At 67.8% G+C, this 25,161-nt stretch carries 17 protein-coding genes; 9 read left to right on the top strand and 8 right to left on the bottom strand.

The genetic code is table 11. The annotated features are described in order from the left end of the window. Nucleotides 1–60 precede the first annotated feature (60 nt). The 3 genes from metH to ACLNGM_RS21585 all read left to right on the top strand — a co-directional run bounded on the left by metH (nt 61) and on the right by ACLNGM_RS21585 (nt 7,984). The gene (metH, locus tag ACLNGM_RS21595; RefSeq protein WP_416356514.1) at nt 61–3,825 is read left to right on the top strand and encodes a methionine synthase; all 3,765 of its coding nucleotides are present in this window, start codon (nt 61–63) and stop codon (nt 3,823–3,825) included. Nucleotides 3,826–4,174: 349 nt separating this feature from the next. Continuing rightward, nucleotides 4,175–5,425, top strand: a complete 1,251-nt coding sequence (locus ACLNGM_RS21590; protein WP_090965546.1) for a porin — start codon at nt 4,175–4,177, stop codon at nt 5,423–5,425. A 279-nt stretch (nt 5,426–5,704) separates the two neighbouring features. Further along, nucleotides 5,705–7,984 carry an NADP-dependent malic enzyme gene (locus ACLNGM_RS21585; RefSeq protein WP_416356513.1) on the top strand — a complete coding sequence of 760 codons (2,280 nt, stop codon included), beginning with the start codon at nt 5,705–5,707 and terminating at the stop codon, nt 7,982–7,984. 191 nt (nt 7,985–8,175) lie between these two features. On the opposite strand, the gene yjfF is transcribed toward ACLNGM_RS21585, so the two are convergent. From yjfF to ACLNGM_RS21555, 6 genes are all read right to left on the bottom strand, one after another. Then, complete coding sequence (gene yjfF, locus ACLNGM_RS21580; protein ID WP_416356512.1) at nt 8,176–9,138, bottom strand: galactofuranose ABC transporter, permease protein YjfF; 963 nt, start codon at nt 9,136–9,138, stop codon at nt 8,176–8,178. Between the two features lie 5 nt (nt 9,139–9,143). Then, nucleotides 9,144–10,178, bottom strand: coding sequence for an ABC transporter permease (locus ACLNGM_RS21575; protein ID WP_416356511.1), 1,035 nt, complete (start codon nt 10,176–10,178; stop codon nt 9,144–9,146). After that, entirely contained in the window at nt 10,175–11,689 is a 1,515-nt protein-coding gene (locus ACLNGM_RS21570) for a sugar ABC transporter ATP-binding protein (RefSeq protein ID WP_416356510.1), read from the bottom strand. Before ACLNGM_RS21570 ends, ACLNGM_RS21575 begins: the two co-directional genes overlap by 4 nt. Nucleotides 11,690–11,845: 156 nt before the next feature. Beyond that, on the bottom strand, nt 11,846–12,814 hold the full coding sequence (ytfQ, locus tag ACLNGM_RS21565; RefSeq protein WP_416356509.1) for a galactofuranose ABC transporter, galactofuranose-binding protein YtfQ: 969 nt from the start codon (nt 12,812–12,814) through the stop codon (nt 11,846–11,848). 507 nt (nt 12,815–13,321) lie between these two features. Beyond that, nucleotides 13,322–14,794, bottom strand: a complete 1,473-nt coding sequence (locus ACLNGM_RS21560; protein WP_416356508.1) for a mannitol dehydrogenase family protein — start codon at nt 14,792–14,794, stop codon at nt 13,322–13,324. A 96-nt stretch (nt 14,795–14,890) separates the two neighbouring features. Continuing rightward, the gene (locus ACLNGM_RS21555; RefSeq protein ID WP_416356507.1) at nt 14,891–15,331 is read right to left on the bottom strand and encodes a MarR family winged helix-turn-helix transcriptional regulator; all 441 of its coding nucleotides are present in this window, start codon (nt 15,329–15,331) and stop codon (nt 14,891–14,893) included. Between the two features lie 256 nt (nt 15,332–15,587). Between ACLNGM_RS21555 and ACLNGM_RS21550 the strand changes: the two genes are divergently transcribed. Further along, on the top strand, nt 15,588–17,171 hold the full coding sequence (locus tag ACLNGM_RS21550; RefSeq protein WP_416356506.1) for an aldehyde dehydrogenase (NADP(+)): 1,584 nt from the start codon (nt 15,588–15,590) through the stop codon (nt 17,169–17,171). Nucleotides 17,172–17,214: 43 nt separating this feature from the next. Here the strand turns inward: ACLNGM_RS21550 and ACLNGM_RS21545 are convergent, their stop codons facing one another. Further along, nucleotides 17,215–18,126, bottom strand: a complete 912-nt coding sequence (locus tag ACLNGM_RS21545) for a LysR family transcriptional regulator (RefSeq protein ID WP_416356505.1) — start codon at nt 18,124–18,126, stop codon at nt 17,215–17,217. Between the two features lie 258 nt (nt 18,127–18,384). Here ACLNGM_RS21545 and ACLNGM_RS21540 point away from each other — a divergent pair, with 258 nt between their 5' ends. The 5 genes from ACLNGM_RS21540 to ACLNGM_RS21520 are packed head-to-tail and all read left to right on the top strand — an operon-like array spanning nt 18,385 to nt 22,985. Next, nucleotides 18,385–19,593: an ABC transporter substrate-binding protein gene (locus ACLNGM_RS21540; RefSeq protein WP_055892378.1), complete on the top strand. Its 1,209-nt coding sequence runs from the start codon at nt 18,385–18,387 to the stop codon at nt 19,591–19,593. Nucleotides 19,594–19,607: 14 nt separating this feature from the next. Next, the gene (locus ACLNGM_RS21535; RefSeq protein ID WP_090965562.1) at nt 19,608–20,429 is read left to right on the top strand and encodes an ABC transporter ATP-binding protein; all 822 of its coding nucleotides are present in this window, start codon (nt 19,608–19,610) and stop codon (nt 20,427–20,429) included. Next, nucleotides 20,422–21,126 (top strand): ABC transporter ATP-binding protein, encoded by a 705-nt coding sequence (locus tag ACLNGM_RS21530; protein ID WP_416356504.1) that lies wholly within the window; start codon nt 20,422–20,424, stop codon nt 21,124–21,126. Before ACLNGM_RS21535 ends, ACLNGM_RS21530 begins: the two co-directional genes overlap by 8 nt. A gap of 4 nt (nt 21,127–21,130) precedes the next feature. Continuing rightward, on the top strand, nt 21,131–22,018 hold the full coding sequence (locus ACLNGM_RS21525; protein WP_416356503.1) for a branched-chain amino acid ABC transporter permease: 888 nt from the start codon (nt 21,131–21,133) through the stop codon (nt 22,016–22,018). Nucleotides 22,019–22,070: 52 nt separating this feature from the next. Continuing rightward, complete coding sequence (locus ACLNGM_RS21520; protein ID WP_416358516.1) at nt 22,071–22,985, top strand: branched-chain amino acid ABC transporter permease; 915 nt, start codon at nt 22,071–22,073, stop codon at nt 22,983–22,985. A gap of 71 nt (nt 22,986–23,056) precedes the next feature. On the opposite strand, the gene ACLNGM_RS21515 is transcribed toward ACLNGM_RS21520, so the two are convergent. Next, a complete protein-coding gene (locus tag ACLNGM_RS21515; protein WP_416356502.1) occupies nt 23,057–25,066 on the bottom strand; it encodes a diguanylate cyclase in 2,010 nt (669 codons plus the stop codon). Nucleotides 25,067–25,161: the final 95 nt, after the last annotated feature.

Below are 25,161 nucleotides of genomic sequence, written 5' to 3'. Positions count from 1 at the left end.
AATCATATAAGGACATCCTTATATGTGGTGCGGCCGCGCCCCGGCCTTGAGGTGCTTCCCATGAGTTCCACCCTCGACACGCTCTTCGCCTCCCGCGTCACGCAGCCGCGCGACGACGTCTGGACGGCGCTGCGCAAGGCGGCCTCCGAGCGCATTTTGATCCTCGACGGCGCGATGGGAACGCAGATCCAGGGGCTCGGCCTGCAGGAGGACGATTTCCGCGGCGATCGCTTCCACGACTGCCGCTGCCACCTCCAGGGCAACAACGACCTCCTGGTGCTGACGCAGCCGAAGGCCATCGAGGACATCCACTTCGCCTACCTGATGGCCGGCGCCGACATCGTCGAGACCAACACGTTCTCAGGCACCACGATCGCGCAGGCCGACTACGAGATGGAGGCGGTGGTCTACGAGCTGAACCGCGAGGGCGCCGCCGTGGCGCGCCGCGCGGCCATGCGCGCCGAGGAGGCGGACGGGCGCCGGCGCTTCGTGGCGGGCGCGATCGGCCCGACCAACCGCACCGCCTCGATCTCGCCCGACGTCAACAATCCCGGCTACCGCGCCGTCACGTTCGACGAACTTCGCATCGCCTACGCCCAGCAGGTGCGCGGTCTCCTCGACGGCGGCTCCGACATCATCCTCATCGAGACGATCTTCGACACCTTGAACGCCAAGGCGGCGATCTTCGCGGCCGAGGAAGTGTTCGCGGAGGCCGGCGTCTACCTCCCGGTGATGATCTCCGGCACCATCACCGACCTGTCGGGGCGCACCCTGTCCGGCCAGACGCCGACGGCCTTCTGGCATTCGGTGCGCCACGCCAAGCCCTTCACCATCGGCCTCAACTGCGCGCTCGGCGCCGAGGCGATGCGCCCGCATCTCGCCGAGATCTCGGGCGTCGCGGACACCTTCGTCTGCGCCTATCCGAATGCCGGCCTCCCCAACGAGTTCGGCCAGTACGACGAGACGCCCGACGCGATGGCGCGACAGGTGCGCGGCTTTGCCGAGGAAGGGCTGATCAACGTCGTCGGCGGATGCTGCGGCTCGACGCCTGAGCACATCCGCGCCATCGCCGACGCGGTCGCGGGCCTCAAGCCGCGCGGCCTTCCGAAGTCCACCCCGATGATGCGCCTGTCGGGCCTCGAGCCCTTCACGCTGACGAAGGACATTCCCTTCGTGAACGTCGGCGAGCGCACCAATGTCACGGGCTCGGCGAAGTTCCGCAAGCTCATCACCGCGGGCGACTACGCGGCCGCGCTCGACGTCGCGCGCGACCAGGTGGCGAACGGCGCGCAGATCATCGACGTCAACATGGACGAGGGCCTGATCGACTCGAAGGCCGCGATGGTCGAGTTCCTCAACCTCGTGGCCTCGGAGCCCGACATCGCCCGCGTGCCGGTGATGATCGACAGTTCCAAGTGGGAGGTGATCGAGGCCGGGCTGCAGTGCGTGCAAGGCAAGCCGATCGTCAACTCGATCTCGATGAAGGAGGGCGAGGAGGCCTTCCTGCATCACGCACGCCTTTGCCGCCTCTATGGCGCGGCCGTGGTCGTCATGGCCTTCGACGAAGAGGGGCAGGCGGATACGCTCGCCCGGAAGGTCGAGATCTGCTCAAGAGCCTACAAGCTCCTCACCGAGAACGGCTTTCCGCCGGAGGACATCGTCTTCGACCCCAACGTCTTCGCGGTCGCGACCGGCATCGAGGAGCACGACGGCTACGGCGTCGCCTTCATCGAGGCGACGCGCACGATCCGGGAAACGCTGCCGCACGCCCATATCTCGGGCGGCGTGTCGAACCTCTCCTTCTCGTTCCGCGGCAACGAGCCGGTGCGCGAGGCGATGCACGCGGTCTTCCTCTACCATGCCATTCAGGCCGGGATGGACATGGGCATCGTCAACGCGGGCCAACTCGCGGTCTACGATTCCATCGACCCCGACCTTCGCGACGCCTGCGAGGACGTGGTGCTCGACCGGCCGGGGCGGGACGGCAAGAACCCGACCGAGCGGCTGCTCGAGATCGCCGAGCGCTATCGCGGCACCGCCGGCAAGGAGGCGAAGGCCAAGGACCTGTCCTGGCGCGAGGGCACGGTCGAGGAGCGGCTGGCTCACGCGCTCGTCAACGGCATCACCGAGTTCATCGACGCAGACACGGAAGAGGCGCGGCAGAAGGCCGAGCGGCCGCTCCATGTGATCGAGGGGCCGCTGATGGCCGGCATGAACACGGTCGGCGACCTCTTCGGCGCCGGCAAGATGTTCCTGCCGCAGGTTGTCAAATCCGCGCGCGTGATGAAGCAGGCCGTCGCGCATCTCCTTCCCTACATGGAGGAGGAGAAGCGCCTGTCGGGCGGGGGCGAACGCAAGAACGCCGGCAAGATCCTGATGGCGACCGTGAAGGGCGACGTCCACGATATCGGCAAGAACATCGTCGGCGTCGTGCTCGCCTGCAACAACTACGAGGTGATCGACCTCGGCGTGATGGTGCCGGCCGCCAAGATTCTCGAGACCGCCAGGACGGAAAAGGTCGACGTCATCGGCCTGTCCGGCCTGATCACGCCCTCGCTCGACGAGATGGTGCATGTCGCGAGCGAGATGGAGCGCGAGGGCTTCGACGTGCCGCTCCTGATCGGCGGGGCGACGACGAGCCGTGTCCACACCGCGGTCAAGATCGACCCGCGCTACCGCAAGGGGCAGACGGTCTACGTGACCGACGCCAGCCGCGCGGTCGGCGTCGTCTCGAGCCTCCTGTCGCCCGAGGGGCGCGATGCCTATGCCTCCGGCGTGCGCGCCGAATACGAGCGCGTGGCGGTGAAGCACGCCGAGGCCGAGGCGGAGAAGCAACGCCTGCCGCTCGAAAAGGCGCGCGCCAACCGCCAGCCGATCGACTGGGCGGGCTTCCGGCCGGTGAGGCCCTCGTTCCTCGGCACGCGCACCTTCGACACCTGGGATCTTGCCGATCTCGCCCGCTATATCGACTGGACGCCGTTCTTCCAGACCTGGGAGCTGAAGGGGCGCTATCCCGCGATCCTCGACGACGAGACGCAGGGCGCGGCCGCGCGCCAGCTCTTCGACGACGCGCAAGGCATGCTGTCGCAGATCGTTGCGGAAGGCTGGTTCCGGCCGCGCGCGGTGGTCGGCTTCTGGCCGGCGAACGCGATCGGCGACGACGTGCGCCTTTTTACCGACGAGGCGCGCAACACGGAGCTCGCGACCTTCTTCACGCTGCGCCAGCAACTCGCCAAGCGCGGCGAGCGGCCGAACGTGGCGCTGGCCGACTTCGTCGCGCCGAAGGAGACGGGCCTTTCCGACTATCTCGGTGGTTTCGTCGTCACCGCCGGCATCGAGGAGGAGGCGATCGCCGACCGCTTCGCCAAGGCCAACGACGACTACTCGGCCATCATGGTGAAGGCATTGGCCGATCGCTTCGCGGAGGCCTTCGCCGAGCGCATGCACGAGGTGGTGCGGCGTGAACTCTGGGCCTATGCGCCGGACGAGGCCTTCGCCCCCGAGGATCTGATCGGCGAGCCCTATGCCGGCATCCGCCCGGCGCCGGGCTATCCCGCCCAGCCCGACCACACCGAGAAGGTGACGCTGTTCAACCTGCTCGACGCGGAAGTCCAGACCGGCGTCACGCTCACCGAGAGCTATGCCATGTGGCCGGGATCCTCGGTCTCCGGCCTCTATTTCGCGCACCCGGACAGTTTTTACTTCGGCGTCGCCAAGGTGGAGCGCGATCAGGTCGAGGACTATGCCGGCCGCAAGGGGATGGCGACGGCCGAGGTCGAGCGCTGGCTCGGGCCGGTTCTCAACTACGTGCCGACGCGGGACTGAGCCCTCATCGGCAGTCCGTCCCGGACACTCTACATCGACGCAGATCGGAACGCCGGCCGCGACATGCGGCCGGCGTCTCTCGTTGCGGCGGCTGTCACGAACTGATGGTGCATCGCCCGCTACTCGAAGAATATACCGCGGCGCAATATGGTAAGACGTCCTTACTGTAAGTAGTAATAGCCATATCTGCAGTCGAAATGTGGCTAAAACGGCACAACGATGTGTCTGAGCGTCTATCCGGGAAGGGGTCTTGGCGTTTTTAAATTGTGTCCAAACATCTTCGGTGCCATTCGTGAGGCGTAGCCGCCGCAAGGGCTGCCTAGCCTTCAACCAGGATTTGTCCGGGACAATGAAAAACGTTTTCCACCAAGTACTTCTTGGCTCCGCTGCGGCTCTCGTCGCTGTTTCCGGCGCTCGCGCTGCCGACGCCATCGTGGCCGTCGAGCCGGAGCCGGTCGACTACGTCCGCGTTTGCGACGTCTACGGCAAGGGCTTCTACTACATCCCGGGCACCGAGACCTGCCTTTCGGTCGGCGGTTACGTCCGCTTCCAGGTGAACGTCGCCGGTGACCCGGCCGTCAACCTCGAAGGCGACGACTACCAGCTCGCCAGCCGCGTCCGCGCCCGTCTGAACTTCGACGCTCGCGAAGAGACCGAGCTCGGCACCCTGCGCGCCTTCGCCCGTCTCCAGGCGACCAACACCTCGGGCGCCAACAACGGCGTGGCGATGGACCAGGCCTACATCCAGCTCGGCGGCCTGCTCATGGGCTACCGTGACACGATGTGGTCGTCGAACATCGGCGGCATCGAGGACGGCCTTCTGACCGATACCGACCTCGTGGTCGGCGACTTCAACACCAACCAGGTGTCCTACACCTTCGCCCTCGCCGGCTTCTCGGCCTCGATCGGCCTCGAGGACGACGGCACCGGCGACGTGGTTCCGGACATCCACGGCAAGCTCGTCTACTCGGGCGCGTTCGGTGGTGCCTACATCTCGGCCGTCTACGACGAGACCTTCAACCGCGAAGATCTCCGCACCGCCTTCGGCAACAACTTCAACTTCGTGACGCTCGCGGGCAACTTCCCGACGCTCCTCGAGGACGGCAACAACGACGCCTTCGCTCTGAAGGGCGGCGTGCTCCTGAAGGACCTGATCGCGGCTGGCTCGCAGCTGAAGATCGAAGGTCACTACGCCTTCGACCCGACGGTCTACTCGTCGATCTCGGGCCTCGCGACGGTCAACACCTTCGCCGCGAACAACCCGAACATCCTGAACCCGACCCCGGGCTCGCTGCCGATCTTCCTCGAGTGGGCCGCTGGCGCCGGTTACGCCCAGGCGTTCGGCAAGCTTGGTCTCGCGGTCTCCGGTCAGTACGGTGAGACCTTCGACACCCGCTTCTTCGCCCTCAGCCCGATCGGCACCGTCATCCCGGTCGATCTCTCCGGCGAGTACTACTCGTTCGTCGGCAACGTCGGCTACCAGATCACGAACAACTTCGCGACGCTGGCCGAAGTCTCCTACCGGAACGTCGACTTCGGCGGCCCGATCGGTGACACCGACCAGGTCAACGGCTTCCTGCGCTTCCAGCGCAACTTCTAATCCGATCGCAAGACCGAAGGGGCTTCGGCCCCTTCGCACCTGCCTCCAGTTTCGGGGAGAGACCTGTCGTCCCAGGTCTCTCCCTTTTCGTTTTGGCGACAGGTTCGGCGGCTCCGGCTCGCCTTACCCCAGCGTCGTGCACGGCCCTTCCGCAAAGCCCTGCGCCGACGGGGATTCGCTGCACTGCCGCATGCCGGACCCGTTGACGCGGCCGGGCCGACGCGAAACAACGGCCCCCCGGTCGGCAGGCTGAGCCGGCCCATCCAGCGAGGGTTCCCCATGGCCGAAACGACGCGACGCAGCGGCATCCGCACCACCGAGGCGGAAGCGCTCGCCTTCCACGCCGACGGTCGGCCGGGCAAGCTCGAGATCGCGCCGACGAAGCCGATGGCGACCCAGCGCGACCTCAGTCTCGCCTACTCGCCGGGCGTCGCCGTGCCCGTGAAGGCGATCGCCGAGGACCCGGCTCGCGCCTTCGACTATACGACGCGCGGCAACATGGTCGCCGTCATCTCGAACGGCACCGCGATCCTCGGGCTCGGCAATCTCGGGCCGCTCGCCTCCAAGCCGGTGATGGAAGGCAAGGCGGTCCTCTTCAAGCGCTTCGCCGATGTCGATTCGATCGACCTCGAGGTCGACACCGAGGATCCGGAGACCTTCGTCAACGCCGTGCGCTACCTCGGCCCGTCGTTTGGCGGCATCAATCTCGAGGACATCAAGGCTCCCGAGTGCTTCATCATCGAGCAGCGCCTGCGCGAGCTGATGGACATTCCCGTCTTCCACGACGACCAGCACGGCACCGCGATCATCGCGGCCGCCGGCATCATCAACGCGCTGCACCTCACGGGGCGCGAGATGAAGGACATCAAGCTCGTCTGCAACGGTGCGGGAGCGGCGGGCATCGCCTGCGTCGAGCTCGTCAAGGCGATGGGCGTGCCGCACGACAGCGTCATCCTGTGCGACACCAAGGGCGTGATCTACCAGGGCCGCACCGACGGCATGAACCAGTGGAAGTCGGCGCACGCCGCCCACACCGACGCGCGCACGCTGGAGGAGGCGATGCGCGGCGCCGACGTGTTCTTCGGCGTGTCGGCCAAGGGCGCGCTGACGGCCGAGATGGTCCGCTCAATGGCCGACAATCCGATCATCTTCGCCATGGCCAATCCCGACCCCGAGATCACGCCGGAGGAAGCACATGCCATCCGCGACGATGCGATCGTGGCGACCGGGCGCTCGGACTACCCGAACCAGGTCAACAACGTCCTTGGCTTTCCTTACATCTTCCGCGGCGCGCTCGACGTGCGCGCGACGCAGATCAACGACGCGATGAAGATCGCGGCGGCCGAGGCTCTTGCGGCGCTCGCGCGCGAGGACGTCCCCGATGCCGTCGCCTCGGCCTACAAGGGCTCCGGCCGGCCGAAGTTCGGCCGCGACTACATCATCCCCGCGCCCTTCGACCCGCGCCTCATCACCCACATCCCGGAAGCCGTGGCGCGCGCGGCGATGGAATCGGGCGCCGCACGCAAGGACATCGCGGACTGGACCGCCTATCGCAACCAGCTCGCCTCGCGCCGCGACCCGACCGCCGGCACCTTCCAGAACATCTTCGCCACGCTCCGCCAGCGTCCGCGCAAGGTCGTCTTCGCGGAAGGCGAGGAGGAGCAGGTCATCCGGGCGGCGACGAACTACGTCACGCAGGGGCTCGGTCAGGCCGTGCTCGTCGGCCGCGAGGACCGCATCCGCGAGACGGCGCGCTTTGCCGGCGTCGAGCTGAAGGACGGGATCTCGATCAACAATGCCCGGCTTTCGGAGCGCACCAGCGCCTATTCCGAGCATCTCTACGGCCGGCTCCAGCGCCACGGCTACCTGCAGCGCGACTGCCACCGCCTGATCAACACCGACCGCAACCACTTCGCGGCCGCTATGGTGGCGCTCGGCGACGCCGACGCGATGGTGTCGGGCCTCACGCGCAACTATTCGGTGGTGCTCGACGACGTGCGCCACGTCATCGACCCCAAGCCGAACCGCGCCGTGATCGGCATCTCGATCGTGATCTCAAAAGGGCGCACGACCTTCGTCGCCGACACAGCCGTCCATGACATGCCGACCGCGCCGCAGCTCGCGCGCATCGCGACGGAGGCTGCGCGCTTCGCCCGCAAGCTCGGCCACGACCCCCGCGTCGCCTTCCTTGCGCACTCGACCTTCGGCCATCCGGCGTCGGAGCGGTCCGAGCGCGTGCGCGAGGCCGTCGCGCTGCTCGCGCAGAACAGCGTCGACTTCGAGTTCGACGGCGAGATGGGCGCCGATGTCGCCCTCAACCCCGAGCTGATGGCGCTCTACCCGTTCTGCCGTCTCACCGGGCCCGCCAACGTCCTCGTCATGCCCGCCTTCCATTCGGCCTCGATCTCGACCCGCATGGTGCAGGAACTCGGCGAGGCGACGGTGCTCGGCCCCGTCCTCGTCGGCCTCGAGAAGCCGGTGCAGATCGTCAAGCTCGGCGCGACCGATATCGACATCGTCAACATGGCCGCCTTCGCGGCGTTCTCGGCGGAGGGGTAGGGATAGCGGGGCTGCCGCCCCGGTCCCCGCTCGGAAAAGAATTCCCGAACCCTTCTTTTCATTTGACGATCTTTCCAAAGACAAAGGGGGCCGGCGGCCCCCTTTGTCTTTGGACACTCTTCGAGTGAGGAGGGGTCCAGGGGACATCATGTCCCCTGGCGGGGTGCAGGGGCGGCGCCCCTGCCATCCCCTCATGCTGCGGCGGCCAAGCTGGTGCGTTTCGTCAGGCCGCGCTGGAGGGTGATGAAGGCGAAGAGGAGGATGCCGATGGCGATCTTGGTCCACCAGGACGAGAGCGTGCCGTCGAAGACGATATAGGTCTGGATGAGGCCCGAGATCAGGATGCCGACGAAGGTACCGGCGATGAAGCCGACGCCGCCGGTCAGAAGCGTGCCGCCGATGACGACCGCGGCGATCGCGTCGAGCTCGACGCCGACGGTCGCGAGCGAATAGCCGGACGAGGTGTAGAGCGCGAAGACGACGCCCGCGACGCCGGCAAGGAGGCTCGACAGGGCGTAGATGCCGATGGTGACGCGGGCGACCGGCACGCCCATGAGTTCCGAAGAGGTTCGGTCACCGCCGAGCGCGTAGACATAGGTGCCGAAGCGCGTCTTGTGGGCGATCAGCATGCCGACGGCGAAGACGCCGAGCATGACCATGGCGACGAAGCTGAGGCGACCACCGGTCGGGATCGTCCAGTAGATGCGCTTCAGCGCGTCGAAGGCCGGGTGGTCGATCGGCACGGATTCGGTGGTGAGGAGATAGCAGCCGCCGCGCGCGAGGAACATGCCGGCGAGCGTGACGATGAAGGGCGGCGTCTCGAGATAGTGGATCATCGCCCCCATCAGCGCCCCGAAGAGGGCCGATATGACGAGGATCGCGGCGATCATCGGATAGGGGTGGTAGCCATCGCGGATGGTGACGGCGAGGAAGACGCCGGTGAAGGCGATCACCGAGCCGACCGACAGGTCGATGCCGCCGGACAGGATGACGAAGGTCATGCCCACCGCGACGATGCCGAGGAAGGCGTTGTCGGTCAGGAGATTGGCGACGACGCGAGTCGAGAGCATCGCCGGGAACTGGACCGTCGACAGGGCGAAGGCGACGGCGAAGACGGCGATCGTGATGGCGAGGGGCAGGAAGCGCGCGTTCATCGGCATCAGACCTTGCGGGGATTGGCGCCCGTCGGCGCGGCCGGACCGGGCGCCGAGGCGCGGCGGGCCGTCAGGAGGCTGGTAAAGCGCGCCATGGCCGGCGACTGCAGGACGAGGATCAGCGCGATCAGGACCGCCTTCAGGATGAGGTTCATCTCCGGCGGGAAGCCCGACAGGAGGATGCCGGTGTTCATCGCCTGGATGATGAGCGCACCGACGAGGGCCAGCGGGATCGAGAAGCGTCCGCCCATCAGGGACGTGCCGCCGATGACGACGGCGAGGATCGCGTCGAGTTCGAGCCAGAGGCCGGCATTGTTGGCGTCGGCGCCCCGAATGTCGGCCGCCGCGATGATGCCCGCGACGGAGGCGCAGAGGCCGGAGGTCATGTAGGCCGCGATCAGGACGGCCTTGGCGTCGATGCCGGCTAGCGCGGAGGCGCGGCGGTTGATGCCGGTCGCCTCGATCAGGAGGCCGAGCGCGGTGCGCCGGACGAGAAGGATGACCAGCGCCGCCATCACCAGCGCGATCACCACCGGCATCGGCAGGAACAGGAAGGACCCCGAGCCGATGAAGAAGAGCGTCGGGTCGTTGAAGGTGACGATGAAGCCCGAGGTGACGAGCTGCGCGATGCCGCGCCCGGCGACCATCAGGATCAGGGTCGCGATGATCGGCTGGATGTCGAGGACGGCGACGAGGATGCCGTTCCACAGGCCGCAGACGAGGCCGACGCCGAGCGAGGCGAGGATCACCAGTGGAACCGGCACGCCCGCGACCGTCAGCGTCGCGGCCACGGCGCCCGAGATCGCCATGATGGCGCCGACCGAGAGATCGACGCCCTTGGTGGCGATGACGAGCGTCATGCCGATCGCGAGCAGCATCACCGGTGCGCCGCGGTTGAGGACGTCGATCAGCGGGCCGTAAAGGCGCTCGTTGCGCACCGTAAGGTCGAAGAAGGAGGGAAACACCAGGGCGTTGACGCCGAGCACCAAAGCGAGGGCGAGAAGCTGCGGCAGGGCGGAGCGGAGGCGGGCGAGGGTCACGGGCGCATCTCCTCGGACGGCGTTCCGGCGATGGTGCGCATGATCGCGCCCGGCGAGACGTCCTCGCCGGTCAGGTCGCCGAGGTGGCGACGGTCGCGCAGGACGCGCACGCGCGAGGCGTAGGTCGTGATCTCATCGAGTTCGGAGGAAATGACGAGCATCGCCATGCCGTCCTCGCAGAGCTTCTCGATGAGGCGGACGATCTCGGCATGGGCGCCGACGTCGATACCGCGGGTCGGCTCGTCGAGGATCAGGAAGCGCGGCTCGGTGGCGAGCCAGCGGGCGAGGATCGCCTTCTGCTGGTTGCCGCCGGACAGGAGGCGGATCGGCTTCTCGATGTCGGTGGTGCGGATATCGAGCGCCTTCACGAAGCGGTCGGCGATGCGCACCTGCTCGCGCATCGACAGTGGTTTTGCCCATCCGCGCCGCGCCTGGAGGGCGAGGATGATGTTCTCGCGCACCGACAGGTCGCCGACGATGCCCTCGACCTTGCGCTCCTCCGGGCAGTAGCCGAAGCCCGCGCGGATCGCGGCGCGCGGATTGACGAGCCGCACCGGCTTGCCGTCGACGATCGCCTCGCCCGTGTCGGCGCGGTCGGCGCCGAAGACAAGGCGCGCGGTCTCGGTGCGACCCGAGCCGAGAAGGCCGGCGACACCCACCGCTTCGCCTGGGCGGATCGCGAGGTCGAACGGCTCGACGCTGCGGCGGCGGCCGAAATTGCGGAAGGCGACGCGCGGCTCGCCGGCCGCCTCCCGTGCGGGCGGGGCGTGGTGCACGGCCTCGCCAAGTTCGCGGCCGAGCATCATGGTGACGATGTCCATGCGCGAGGTCTCGGCGATCGCGCGCTCGCCGACGAGGCGGCCGTTGCGCAGCACCGTCGCACGGTCGCAGACGGCAAAGACCTGGTCGAGAAAATGGGTGACGAAGACGATCGCCATGCCTTGGTCGCGCAGGCGTCGCATGGCGGAGAACAGGAGCTCGACCTCGGCCGCGTCGAGGCTGGCCGTCGGCTCGTCGAGGATCAGAACCTTGCCGGAAATGTCGACGGCGCGGATGATCGCGACGAGCTGCTGCACGGCGACCGAGAGCTGCCCGAGCGTGGCGGACGGGTCGACCTCGAGCCCATAGGCTCGCAGGAGCTCGGCGGTGCGGCGGCGCATGGCGCGCCCGTCGGTGAAGCCGAAGCGGGTGGGCTGGCGTCCGAGGAACAGGTTCTCGGCGACCGACAGGTTGGGCAGGAGGTTGACCTCCTGATAGACGGTGCCGATGCCCAGAGCCTGCGCCTGCCGGCTGTCGGCCGGGTGGATCTCGGCGCCGTCAAGAAGGATGCGCCCCCCGTCGCGGCGATAGACGCCGGTCAGCGTCTTGATGAGGGTGGACTTGCCCGCGCCGTTCTCGCCGAGAAGCGCGTGGATCTCGCCCGCGCGCAGCGTCAGGTCGACCCCGTCGAGCGCCGTCATTCCGGCAAAGGTCTTGGTGAGGCCGCGGATGGCCAGAAGGTCGTGGGGCATGGCGTCGCTCGGATCGGGGGAGCCGGGGGCGGTCCGTTCCCGCCGGCGCCAAACGCGCGGCGGCCGTCTCGCCCCGAAAGGACCGCGCCGTCGGCCCCTGGAGGCGACGGCGCGGCTGATCGAACGGACGGGACGAAGCCCGTCAGGCGGATCGGCTCAGTAGCCGAGGCCCTTCTTCGATTCCATCACGGCCTTCGGATCGTCGGCCTGCGTATAGAGCTTCGATTCGGTCTGGATCCACTTCTTCGGCTCGGTGCCGTCCTTCTTGTAGGCTTCCAGCGCGTCGAAGGCGGGGCCGGCCATGTTGGGCGTCAGCTCGACCGTGGCGTTCGCCTCGCCGGCCGCCATGGCGGCGAAGATGTCGGGCACGGCGTCGATCGAGACGACCATGATGTCGGAGCCGGGCTTCAGGCCGGCTTCCTTGATCGCCTGGATCGCGCCCACCGCCATGTCGTCGTTGTGGGCGTAGACAGCGCAGATGTCCTTGCCGCCGTTCTCGGCCTTGATGAAGCTTTCCATGACTTCCTTGCCCTTGGTGCGGGTGAAGTCGCCGGTCTGCGAGCGGGTGAGCTTGATGTTGTCGTGGCCCTTGAGAGCCTCCTCGAAGCCCTTCTTGCGGGCGATCGCGGGCGAGGAGCCCGTGGTGCCCTGGAGCTCGACGACGTTGCAGGGCTTGGAGCCGACCTGACCGACGAGATAGTCGCCGGCGACCTTGCCCTCGTGGACCTGATCCGAGGTCACGGCGGTGAGGTAGAGCGAATCGTCGGTGGTCTCGATGTTGCGGTCGAGAAGAATGACCGGAATCTCGGCTTCCTTGGCTTCCTCGAGGACGTCATCCCAGCCGGTCGCGACCACCGGGGCGAGCAGGATCGCGTCGACGCCCTGCGCCACGAAGGAGCGGATCGCCTTGATCTGGTTCTCCTGCTTCTGCTGGGCGTCTGCGAACTTCAGATCGATGCCGCGCTTCTCGGCTTCCTGCTTGGTGACCGCGGTCTCGGCCGCGCGCCAGCCCGATTCGGAGCCGACCTGCGAGAAGCCGACCACCATGCCGCCCTGCGCGAAGGCGGGCGCGCCCATCACGGTCGCCAAAGCCAAGGCCGCAGCCAGCTTGCCCAACTTACCCATGTTCTTCCTCCCTGAAGCCGGACCGCTGCCGGCCTGAATCCGAACCGGCCTCCCGAGCCGGCGAGCGGGTCCGGCCGTGCCGGAAACCGCCCTTGCGGTCGTCTGATCCGCAATAACTCATACAAGTTCGAAACCCGGGCGTCTGTCAACTCGATTTCTCACACGCCCGTGTTGATGCGTCCGGCTGCCGTTTCCCTGTGGATTTCGAGGGGAATGGCGAATTCAGCAATTTGATGAAACCGGGCCGAAACAAGGCCGTTGTAGGATCGAATTGCCGACTACGAGGAGAGATTCCGGTGCGCATCGAGACCATGGTGTCCGTTTTCGTGAACCTGACCGCGCTGGCCATGCTGGCCGCGGGCACGACGCTGGCCGTCGCCATCCTCTTCCCCTGACCGCTCCGTCGGCCGATCGGGCTGGCGACCAACCGAAACGACGAAGGGCCGGACCTCCATGAGGTCCGGCCCTTCGGATTCCGCGGCTGAAACGGGCCTTTCGGCCCGAGCATCAGCCTGCGCGGCGGGCGAGGTATCCTTCCAGAACCGGGCGCACGCCGTCGCGCCACAGCGCCTTCAGGTGGCCGGAGAAGGCCTCGGCATAGACGGGGTTCTCGGCCAGATCCCCGAAGATGTCGCGCTGTTCCAGGAAGCGCCGGGGCTCGTCCCTGGCGGCGCGCGCAGCCGCTTGCAGCGCGTCCCAGTTCGGATCGTTCGGCTCGATGTCGGTGCCGTCCTCCAGCGTGCCGTAGCAGTAGCGGCACCACAGGGCGCCGACGAGCGCGAGCCCCGAGATGTCCTCGCCGCGAGCCAGCCGCTCGCGCACCGAGGGCAGAATGAACTTCGGCTGGCGGTTGGACCCGTCGAGGGCGAGGCGCCGCAGCGTGTCGGCGATCGCCGGATTGGCAAAGCGCGACGTCACGGTGGCGAGATAGTCCTCGCGGCTGACGCCCTCGATGCCAGGCGCCGTCGGCAGAAGTTCGTTCTCCTCGACATCGCGGAAGAAGCGCAGGACGAGGTCGTCGCGCATGGCGTCGTGGGCATAGGTCAGGCCGAGGAGCGCCGCCGGATAGGCGATGGTCGCATGGCCCGCGTTCAGGATGCGCAGCTTCATCAGCTCGTAGGGCGTGACGTCCTCGACGAAGGTGACGCCCACGGTCTCGAGGGCCGGGCGGCCGTTGCAGAAGTTCTCCTCGATGACCCACTGGATGAAGGGCTCGCAGAAGACCGGGCGCTTGTCCTCGATGCCGGTCTCGTCGCGCAGCGACTGGGCCTGCACCGGGGTCGTGGCGGGCGTGATGCGGTCCACCATCGAGTTCGGGAAGGCGACGGCCGTCTCGATGTGGTCGGCGAGCGCCGGGTCGGCCTTGCGGGCGAGGCCGGTCACGAGCTTGCGCGTCAGGTCGCCGTTGTGGGGGAGGTTGTCGCAGCAGAGCACCGTAAAGGGTGCGATGCCGGCCCGGTGCCGCTCGGCGAGCGCCGAGACGATCAGGCCGAAGACGGTGCGCGAAGCGGATAGGTCGGCGGCGTCGGCAGCAAGGTCGGGATGGTCGAGGTTCGGCTTGTCGCCGGACAGGTAGTAGCCGCCCTCGGTGATCGTCAGCGTGACGATGCGGATCGCGGGGTCGGTGAGGACCGACATCGTGGCGGCGCGGTCGCCCGGCTCGACGAGGCGGACCACCGAGCCGATCACGCGCGTGCGCCGCACGCCCTCGTCGACCTCGGTCACGGTGTAGAGGCCGTCCTGCGCCGTGAGGTCGGCGAAGGCCGCCTTCTCCTCGGGGCGCACGCCGAGGCCGATGACGGCGAAGTCGTGGTCCGCGCCGGTCGCGAACAGGTCGTCGAGATAGACGCACTGATGGGCGCGGTGGAAATTGCCGACGCCGAAATGCGCGATGCCGGGCGTCAGCGCGCCGCGGTCATAGGCCGGCACGTCGGCCGTCTTCGAGATTTCCGCCAGATTGCCGTTGCCGAGCGCCACCATCGTCGATCCTCCCTCGCGCGGCGCCGTCCTCGGCCGCCGCAGTCGGGCGATCTCATAGCGGATAAGTCGCCGCTCCGCACCAGTGGGCGCGTCGGGTCAGGCCGGATCGGCCGTATTGAGGGCGTCGCGGATCGACACGAGCTGGTGCCGCAGGTCGTTCAACTCGGCCATGGTCGAGCCGCTCGCAGCCTTCGCCGCCTCAGGCAGCGGGCAGGCGTCCTCGCGCAGCGCGCGCCCGACGGGCGTCAGCGTCACCTCCACCACGCGCTCGTCGCGCAGCGAGCGGTTGCGGCTGACGTAGCCGGCCGCTTCCAGCCGCTTCAGGAGCGGCGTCAGGGTGCTCGAATCGAGGAGCAGCCGCTCGCCGATGCTGCCGACCGTCTGCGGCTCCTCCTCCCAGAGCACCATCATGACGAGGTACTGCGGATAGGTGAGGCCGAGCCGATCGAGCTTCGGCTTGTAGAAGCGGTTGAAGGCGTGAGTCGCGGAATAGATCGCAAAGCACAGCTGCTCGTCGAGGAGAAGGTCCTTGCTCATCGGTGCTGCCGCCACTTCTTACAAAGGAATACCAATCTCACATGCCGCAATGTGTCTTCGTACGCAACACTTAGGTTGTCGTATCTGATGCAGCGGCATCAAAGACCCCCTGCCGTTTGCATGTTCGCGCCCCTATTTGTCCGAGGAAACCGTCCCGAACGGGCTTCGCGAGGTTCCCTCCGCCGGCTCTAGGCTGTAATCGGAGCGCGAAGCGGCGGGCGCGCCGCACCGGGTCGGGACACGACGGAGACCTATCATGACCATTCAAGGCGAGCAGATCATCGGCCAGGCCATCTCCAAGGGGGGGCAGGGCACGGTCTACGGTATCGCAGCGGCGACGGGCGAAAAGCTCGAGCCGGCCTTCGGCGGTGCCAGCAAGGCCGACCTCGACCGGGCCTGTGCGCTCGCGGACGCCGCGTTCGACACCTATCGCGAGACCAGCCTCGAGGACCGGGCCCGGTTCCTGGAGACGATCGCCGACGAGATCCTGGCCCTCGGCGACGAGCTCGTCGAGCGCTGCATGGCGGAGAGCGGCCTGCCGCGTCCGCGCATCGAGGGCGAGCGCGGCCGTACCATGGGCCAGCTGCGCCTCTTCGCCGGCGTCCTGCGCGACGGCGGCTATCTCGATGCGCGCATCGACCCGGCGATGCCCGACCGCCAGCCCCTGCCGCGCCCGGACCTGCGTCTTCGCAACGTGCCGGTCGGCCCAGTCGCCGTATTCGGCGCCTCCAACTTCCCGCTCGCCTTCTCGGTCGCCGGCGGCGATACGGCCTCGGCGCTCGCCGCAGGTTGCCCGGTCGTCGTCAAGGCGCACTCGGCCCATCCCGGCACGTCCGAGCTCGTCGGTCGCGCGGTGCACGCGGCGGTCGAGAAATGCGGCATGCCGGAAGGCACCTTCTCGCTCCTGTTCGCGGCCGAGCGCGCCATCGGCGAGGGCCTCGTCGCCGACCACCGCATCAAGGCGGTCGGCTTCACCGGCTCGCGCACCGGCGGCACGGCGCTGATGAAGATCGCAGCGAACCGGTCGGAGCCGATCCCGGTCTATGCCGAGATGAGCTCGATCAATCCGGTGCTGCTCTTCCCGGGCGCGCTGAAGGAGCGTGGCGCTGCGATCGGCAAGGCCTTCGTCGGTTCGCTGACGCTCGGCGCCGGCCAGTTCTGCACCAATCCCGGCCTCATCATCGCGGTCGAGGGCGAGGGGCTCGACGCCTTCCTGAAGGGCGCCGAGGAAGCGCTCGTCGCCGCGCCCGCCGCGGTCATGCTGACGCCGGGCATCTGCTCGGCCTATGCCAAGGGCGTCGCGGCGGTCGAGGGCCACGCCTCCGTGTCGGTGGTCGCCAAGGGGCAGGCGGGCGAGACGCTGCGCGGCCAGGCGGCGCTCTTCCGCGTTTCGGCCTCCGACTTCGTCAAGTCGGCCGAATTGCAGGACGAGATGTTCGGCTCGGCCTCGATCGTCGTCGTCTGCCGGGACGCCGCTGAGATGAAGTCGGTGGTATCGGCGCTGGAGGGTCAGCTCACCGCGGCGATCCACATCACGGAAGGCGATCACGAGGCGGCGCGTGCCGTGCTCCCGCTTCTGGAGCGCAAGGCCGGCCGCATCCTCGTCAACGGCTTCGGCACGGGCGTCGAGGTGGCGCATGCCATGGTCCACGGCGGTCCCTATCCGTCCACGGCCGACGGCCGCTCGACCTCGGTCGGCTCGAAGGCGATCGACCGCTTCCTGCGTCCGGTCTGCTACCAGGATCTGCCGGACGGCCTCCTGCCGGACGCCCTGAAGGACGCCAACCCGCTCGGGCTCTGGCGCCGGATGGACGGCAAGATGACCGCACCGAAGGCCTGAACGGCCTGACGCATATGAGAAGGCCGCCTCCGGGCGGCCTTTTTCACGAGAGGAGCGGCGCGCCCGCGAAGGTGTCCGCCGCCGACTGCGCGGCGTCGCGGATGAAGTCCGACAGAAGGCGGATGCGCGGTGCGGCGACGAGATCGTCGTGGCAGATCAGCCAGTAGGCCCGCTCGATATGCACCTCGCGCGGCAGGACCGGCACGAGGTCGGGATGGCGGCTGGCGATGAAGAAGGGCAGGACCCCGAGCCCGAAGCCGGCGCGCGTCGCAGCGAGCTGCGCCTGGATGCTGGAGCTCTGGTAGCTCGCGCGCGTGCCGGGCAGGATCTCGCGAAGATAGTCGAGCCCCGGCGTGAAGATCATGTCCTCGATGTAGCCGATGACCGGATGGGCCGCGAATTGGCCTGCGTGCCGGATCGGGCCATGCGCGTCGAGATAGCCGCGCGAGGCATAGACGAAGAGGCGATACGGCAGGATGCGCTCGCGCCGGTATGGCCCGCTCGACGGCGAATGCAGCGCCACCGACAGGTCCGCCTCGCGCCGCGACAGCGACATGATCTGCTGGATCGGCACGAGCTCGATGAGGAGCGCGGGATGGCTGCGGGCGAGCGCGGGCAGGTGGTCGGCGAGGAAAAAATTGCCGAACCCTTCCGGCGTCGCCAGCCGCACCGTGCCGCGCGGCGTCGCGGGGCCCTCGGTCGCCGCTTCCGCAAAGACAGCCGCATCGCGCTCCATCGCGCCGGCCCGCTCGACCAGCCGTTCGCCGAGCGCGGTCAGCCGGTAGCCGCGTGGCGAGCGCTCGAAGAGGCGGACGCCAAGGTCGCTCTCCAGCCGATCGAGCCGGCGGGACACGGTGACGTGATTGGTGCGCAGCTCGCGCGCCGCGGCCGACAGCTGGCCGGTCCGTGCGACGGCGAGGAAAAACGGCAGGTCGTCCCAGGAATATTCGGCCATTCTCGTCTCCGTCTGTACGTTTTTGTACAGATCATTTTCGGAAATGAACATTCATCTGCCGGCGAGGCGATGCTAGCGTTCCCCTATCGGCAGCATCGCGGGGCGGGAGACCCCGGGTGCTGCAGGCGAATGGTCCGAACCCGCGCGATCGAAGGACGCGGGACGGACGGGGAGGTTGGCGAGAGCCGGGGCGGGCGAGATCCACCCTGGCGAACGTGCCGTCTTCCCGACGTTCGTCGCAACCTGGGAGGACACCTGATGACCCGACTTGCCGCGCTTTCGACGCTTCTTCTCGCCGCCACGGTCCTGCCGGCCGCCGCCCAGGTCTCGGACGGCAAGGTCAAGATCGGCATCCTCAACGACCAGTCCGGCGTCTATGCCGACTTCGGCGGGCGCTGGAGCTTCGAGGCCGCGAAGATGGCGGTGGAGGACTTCGGCGGGAAGGTCCTCGATGCGCCGATCGAGGTCGTCACGGCCGACCACCAGAACAAGCCCGACGTCGCCTCCAACATCGCACGCCAGTGGTATGACACGGAGCAGGTCGATTCGATCATGGAGCTGACGACCTCCTCGGTCGCGCTCGCCGTACAGGGCCTGTCGAAGGAGAAGAAGAAGGTCACGATCACGACGGGCGCCGCGACGGTGGAACTCACCGGCAAGCAGTGCAGCCCCTACGGCTTCCACTGGGCCTACGACACGCATGCCCTCGCGGTCGGCACCGGCGGCGCGCTGGTGAAGCAGGGTGGCGACACGTGGTTCTTCCTGACCGCCGACTACGCCTTCGGCTATTCGCTGGAAGAGCAGACCTCCAACTTCGTGAAGGCCAATGGCGGTCAGGTGCTGGGCTCGGTCCGCCATCCGCTCTCGACCACCGACTATTCCTCGTTCCTGCTTCAGGCCCAGTCGTCCGGCGCCAAGGTGATCGGCATGGCGAATGCCGGCCTCGACACCGCCAACGCGGTGAAGCAGGCGGCCGAGTTCGGCATCGTGCAGGGCGGCCAGCGGCTGGCCGCGCTCCTCTTCACGCTCGCCGAGGTGCACGGCCTCGGACTCGAAGCGGCGCAGGGCCTGTCGCTGACCGAAGGCTTCTATTGGGACCGCGACGACGAATCGCGCGCCTTCTCCCAGAAGTTCTTCGATCGCACGCAGCGCATGCCCAACATGATCCAGGCCGGCACCTACTCGGCCGTGACGCAGTATCTGAAGGCTATTCAGAAGGCCGGCACCGACGAGACGGAGGCCGTCTCCAAGGCGCTGCACGAGATGCCCGTCGAGGACGTCTTCGCGCGCGGCGGCAAGGTCGGCGCCAACGGCCGCATGATCTACGATATGTATCTCATGGAGGTGAAGACGCCGGCCGAGAGCACCAAGCCCTGGGACTACTACAAGGTGCTCGCCACCGTGCCGGGCTCGGAGGCCTATATCGATCCGGCGAAGAGCGGCTGCCCGCTGGTCGCGGCGCAGTAAAGGGCGGGGCCGAGATGGCGGGCGCGACGGCGCGCATCGACCGGCCGGGCGCTGTCCCGGCCGGCGCCTCCCCGATCGCAGCCAAAGGCGAGGTCGTGCTCGCCTGCCGGGGGCTCCGGCGCGACTTCGGCGGCTTCACCGCGGTCAAGGACGTCGATCTCGACGTCCGCCATGCCGAGGTCCACGCGCTGATCGGACCGAACGGGGCGGGCAAGACCACGGTCTTCAACCTCCTGACGAAGTTCCTCCAGCCGACCGCCGGCACCATCACGCTGATGGGCGAGGACATCACGAAGACCTCGCCGTCCAAGGTCGCGCGCATGGGCCTCGTGCGCTCGTTCCAGATCTCGGCGACCTTTCCCCATATGAGCGTCCTGGAGAACGTGCGCGTCGCGCTCCAGCGCCCGGCCGGGCTCGCCACGCAGTTCTGGCGCAGCCTGTCCGCCCTCGACCGCCTCGATGCGCGGGCGATGGAACTCCTGCGCGAGGTCGGGCTGGAGGACGCCCGCCACCTGCAGGCGGCCGACCTGTCCTATGGCCGAAAGCGTGTCCTCGAACTCGCGACGACGCTTGCGCTCGACCCCAAGGTTCTCCTCCTCGACGAGCCGATGGCCGGCATGGGGCACGAGGACGTCGGCACAGTCGCCGCCATCATCAAGCGCGTCGCCGAGACGCGCGCCGTCCTGATGGTGGAGCACAACCTGAAGGTGGTCGCCGATCTCTGCGACCGCGTGACGGTGCTCCAGCGCGGCGAGATCCTGGCGGCGGGCGACTATGCCACCGTCTCCACCGACGAGCGCGTGCGCACCGCCTACATGGGGACCGACCATGGCTGAGCCCCTCCTGCGCGTGCGCGGCCTCAATGCCTGGTACGGCGAAAGCCACGCGCTGCACGGCGTCGACCTCGACATCCTGCCCGGCGAGACGGTAACGCTGGTCGGGCGCAACGGCGTCGGCAAGACCACGACGCTGCGTGCCATCATGGGCATCATCCCGAAGCGCACCGGCGAGATCCGCTTCGACGGCCGCGACATGATCCGCGTACCGCTCCACCGTACGGCCCATCATGGGATCGGCTTCGTGCCGGAGGAGCGCGCGATCTTCTCCAGCCTGACCGTGGAGGAGAACCTCCTCCTGCCCCCCGTCGTGGCACCGGGCGGCATGGAGATCGCGGAGATCTATCGCCTCTTCCCTAATCTCGAGGAACGCCGGGCCTCGCCCGGCACGAAGCTCTCGGGCGGCGAGCAGCAGATGCTGGCGATCGCCCGCATCCTGCGCTCAGGCGTCAAGCTCATGCTTCTCGACGAGCCGACCGAGGGCCTCGCGCCCGTCATCGTCCAGCGCATCGGCGAAATCCTGACGACGCTGAAGGCCAGAGGCATGACGGTGCTTCTCGTCGAGCAGAACTTCCGCTTCGCCGCCAAGGTCGCCGACCGCTTCTATCTCATGGACCACGGACAGGTGCTCGACGGCTTCCCCGTCTCCGAGCTTCCCGCCCGCATGGCCCAGCTCACCGAAACCCTCGGAGTCTGACCGCATGACCATGGTCTTCGGCATTCCGATTCAGGCGCTGCTCGGCCAGCTTCTCGTCGGCCTCATCAACGGCTCGTTCTACGCGATGCTCTCGCTGGGGCTGGCGATCATCTTCGGGCTCCTGCGCATCATCAACTTCGCCCACGGCGCGCAGTACATGCTGGGCGCCTTCGTGGGCTACCTGCTCCTGACCAATCTCGGCATCGGCTTCTGGTTCTCGCTGATCCTGGCGCCACTCGTCGTCGGCATCATCGGGGCGGCGATCGAGCGCCTCGCCCTCTCGCGCCTCTACGACCTCGACCACCTCTACGGCCTTCTCTTCACCTTCGGCCTCGCGCTCGTGATCGAGGGCACGTTCCGCTATCTCTACGGCGCCTCGGGCCAGCCCTACGCACCCCCGGCCGCGCTCACCGGCGGCACCAATCTCGGCTTCATGTTCCTGCCGAACTACCGCGCCTTCATCGTCGTGGCCTCGCTCGTCGTCTGCATCGGCACCTGGGCGCTCATCGAGAAGACGCGGCTCGGCGCGACCTTGCGCGCGGCGACCGAGAACCCGGTGATGGTGCGCGCCTTCGGCATCAACGTGCCGCTCCTCCTCACCTTCACCTACGGGCTCGGCTCGGCGCTGGCGGGGCTTGCCGGCATCATGGCGGCGCCCGTCTACCAGGTCTCGCCACTGATGGGCTCCAACATCATCATCGTGGTCTTCGCGGTGGTGGTGGTCGGCGGCATGGGATCGATCGGCGGCGCGATCCTGACGGGTTACATGCTCGGCCTCTTCGAGGGCCTGACCAAGGTCTTCTACCCCGAGGCCTCCTCCATCGTGATCTTCGTCATCATGGCCATCGTGCTTCTCGTGCGCCCGGCCGGACTGTTCGGAAGGGCGGCTTGAGATGACGCAAACCACCATGTCCCTGCCGCGCGAACGCCCGGCCGCCAAGGCGATGGGCTTCGCGCTGGCGGCGATCGTCCTCGCCGCGCTCGTCGTCGCGCCCTTCCTCGTCTATCCCATCTTCCTGATGAAGGTCCTGTGCTTCGCGCTGTTCGCCGCGAGCTTCAACCTCCTTCTCGGCTATACCGGCCTCCTGTCCTTCGGCCACGCCGCCTTCTTCGGCGGAGCGGCCTACGCCACCGCCCACGCGGTCAAGGTCTGGGGCCTGCCGCCCGAACTCGGCCTTCTCGCAGGTGTCGCGGCGGGCGCGCTGCTCGGCCTCGTGATCGGCTTTCTCGCGATCCGGCGGCAGGGCATCTACTTCTCGATGATCACGCTCGCGCTCTCGCAGATGTTCTTCTTCTTCTGCCTTCAGGCCCCCTTCACCGGGGGCGAGGACGGGCTGCAGGGCGTGCCGCGCGGGTTCGGACTTGGTGTCTTCGACCTCTCCCAGCCGCTCGCGATCTACTTCTACGTGCTCGCCGTCGTCCTGATCGGGCTGTTCGCGATCTGGCGCATCGTCCATTCGCCCTTCGGCATGATCCTGAAGTCGATCCGCGAGAACGAGACGCGGGCGACCTCGCTCGGCCTGTCGGTCGGCTCCTACAAGCTCGCCGCCTTCGTCATGTCGGCGGGGCTCGCCGGGCTTGCGGGCGGTCTCAAGGCGCTGGTCTTCCAGTTCGCCACGCTCACCGACGTGTCCTGGCAGATGTCAGGCGAAGTCATCCTGATGACGCTGTTAGGGGGCATCGGCACCGTGGCGGGGCCGCTCGTCGGCGCCGCGCTCGTCGTCTCGCTGCAGAACTATCTCGCGACCTCGGCCTTCCCGGTGACGGTGATCACGGGTCTGACCTTCATGGTCTGCGTGCTCCTCTTCCGCCGCGGCATCGTCGGCGAGATCGCCCACCGGCTCCGGCGGCGGGGCTAGACGATCACGTCCGCCTTTCAGCGGACACGGCGAGAGCGCGGGACGTTTCGACTTGTCGCTTGGGCAAGCGTTCAGGCGGCCAGCGCCCTGACCTGGTTCCGGCCGCCGGCCTTCGCCGCATAGAGGGCTTCGTCGGCCTTCTGGATGATCTCGGTCGGACCCGGATGGCCGGTACGGAGTTCCGAGCGCGAGGCGACGCCGATGCTCACCGTCAATGTCCCGCCCGCCGCGTCCTTGTGCGGGATCGCGAGCGCGGCGATCGCGCGGCGGATCGCATCGGCACGCTGGAGCGCTTCGGACGGGCCGACGCCGGGCAGAATCAGGGCGAGTTCCTCGCCGCCATAGCGCGCGCCGATCTCGTCATCCCTGCGAACGCAGGCGGCCAAGGTCTCGGAGACGGCCTTCAGGCACCGATCGCCGGCGGGATGGCCGTAACGGTCGTTGAAGGCCTTGAAGTGGTCGACGTCCAAGAGGAGCAGGCTGAAGTCCCCACCGTCGCCTGTCTGCGCGAACGCCTCTTCCAGCCGGCGGTTGAAGGTGCGCCGATTGGCAAGGCGCGTCAGCTCGTCGGTCGCCGCCAGGAGTTCCAGCTGGCGGGTCGCCTCCGCCAGCGCTTCCTCGGTGCGTTGACGCTGATCGACGTCGCGCATGGAAACGACGCAGCCGCCGATCTCGTCGATCGGCCGTCCCGAAAGCTCGACCCAGATCACCACGCCGTCCTTGCGGCGCACGCGGTATCTCGCCCCGCTGACCTCGCCGCCCAAACGACAGGTGTCGAGCAGCGAACGGACGATCGCGCGATCGTCCTCGACGGCCAGTTCTATGGGGCTGAGGCCCATCAGTTCGGACGGCTCGTAGCCAAGGAGGCGACGGCTCGCGCCGGTGACGAGGGTTCTTTTGCCCTCGGCATTCACACAGGTGATCATGTCGACCGTGTTGTCCGCCACCAGCTGGAAGCGACGCTGGCCGGCTGCGACGGCCTCTTCTGCGGCCTTGGCCTGCGCCAGCGTCAGCGCGGCGCGGTCCACGAGCTGTCCCAAACGGCGGAACTCGGGTGCCTGCCACTGGCCCATGCCGGTGCGCACGTCGAAATTGCCGGCGCCGATGCGTTGCGCCGAGCGCGACAGAAGCGCGATCGGGCGCAGCTGCATCCAGTAGGCGATCAGCGCGGTGCCGCCGAGCGCCAGGATCAGGGCGCCGGCGCTGGCGAGCAGCGTCCAGTTGAGGCGGCGCTCCACCTTGGCGAAGACCTCGGAGGGCGGAATGCCGACCGCCAGCCAGAGATCGCCGGTGCTGGCGTTCGGGATCGGCTCGAAGCCGTAGATCATCGACTGTCCGCCGAGGTCCCGAACCGCCGCGGTGCGGCCCGTGCGGCCGGCGCGCATCACTGGGAACAGCTCGAAACCGGGCGTGACGGTGCCGAATTCGACAGCGTGTGGCCAGCCGAGGATGATGCGCGAGGCGCGAGGCTGGACGATCATCCATGAATGACCGCTCTCCTCCGCGAGCAGCTGAACGTCGCGCTCGACCATCGGCAGGTTGAGTGAGGCGAAGATGACGCCGCCCGAAGCGCGGCCCGCGGTCGGGGGAAGGCGCATCGCGACCGCAATCGTCGGGCGGCCGGTGATCGGGCTGACGAGGAAGTCGCCGACCACGAAGCGGTTGCCGCGCGAGTTGATCGTCTGCTCGAACAGGTCCTCGTCGTGGAAGAGCGACCCCGTAACCCCGCGGCTGTGGCACAGGATCGTCCGGTCCGGCGCGATCACCCCGATCGACAGGAGCTGCGCGCGTTCGGCCTTGAGGCCCGCCAGAAGCGTGTTGCAGGTCGGCTGCTGGGCCTCGAGAACCTGCGGCATGTGTCGCAGCGTCGCCAGGAACTCCTGGGCATCGTCGAAGATATGGGCGATCTTGGAAGCGCCGAGGCGTGCTTCGTTGGCGACGTTCCGGTGCGCCTCGTATTCGGTGTCGCGATAGGAGATGACGAGGCCGGTCACGATCAGTCCGATCAGCGGCAGCATGGCTGCCGCGATCAACAACAAGAGGCGAGCGCGCACGCCAATGTTGCGGAGGACGTTCATCATGGCCTTTCGATCGGTCCCAAGCTCTGGCTGACGCAACGTCGCCGCGCCCTCGTTCATGGGTTCTAGCCTGTCGCCGCTTAACAATTCGGATGGCG

This window comes from Aureimonas phyllosphaerae, assembly GCF_047943035.1.
Lineage (GTDB): Bacteria > Pseudomonadota > Alphaproteobacteria > Rhizobiales > Rhizobiaceae > Aureimonas > Aureimonas phyllosphaerae.
This window is presented reverse-complemented; position numbering and strand designations above follow the sequence as displayed.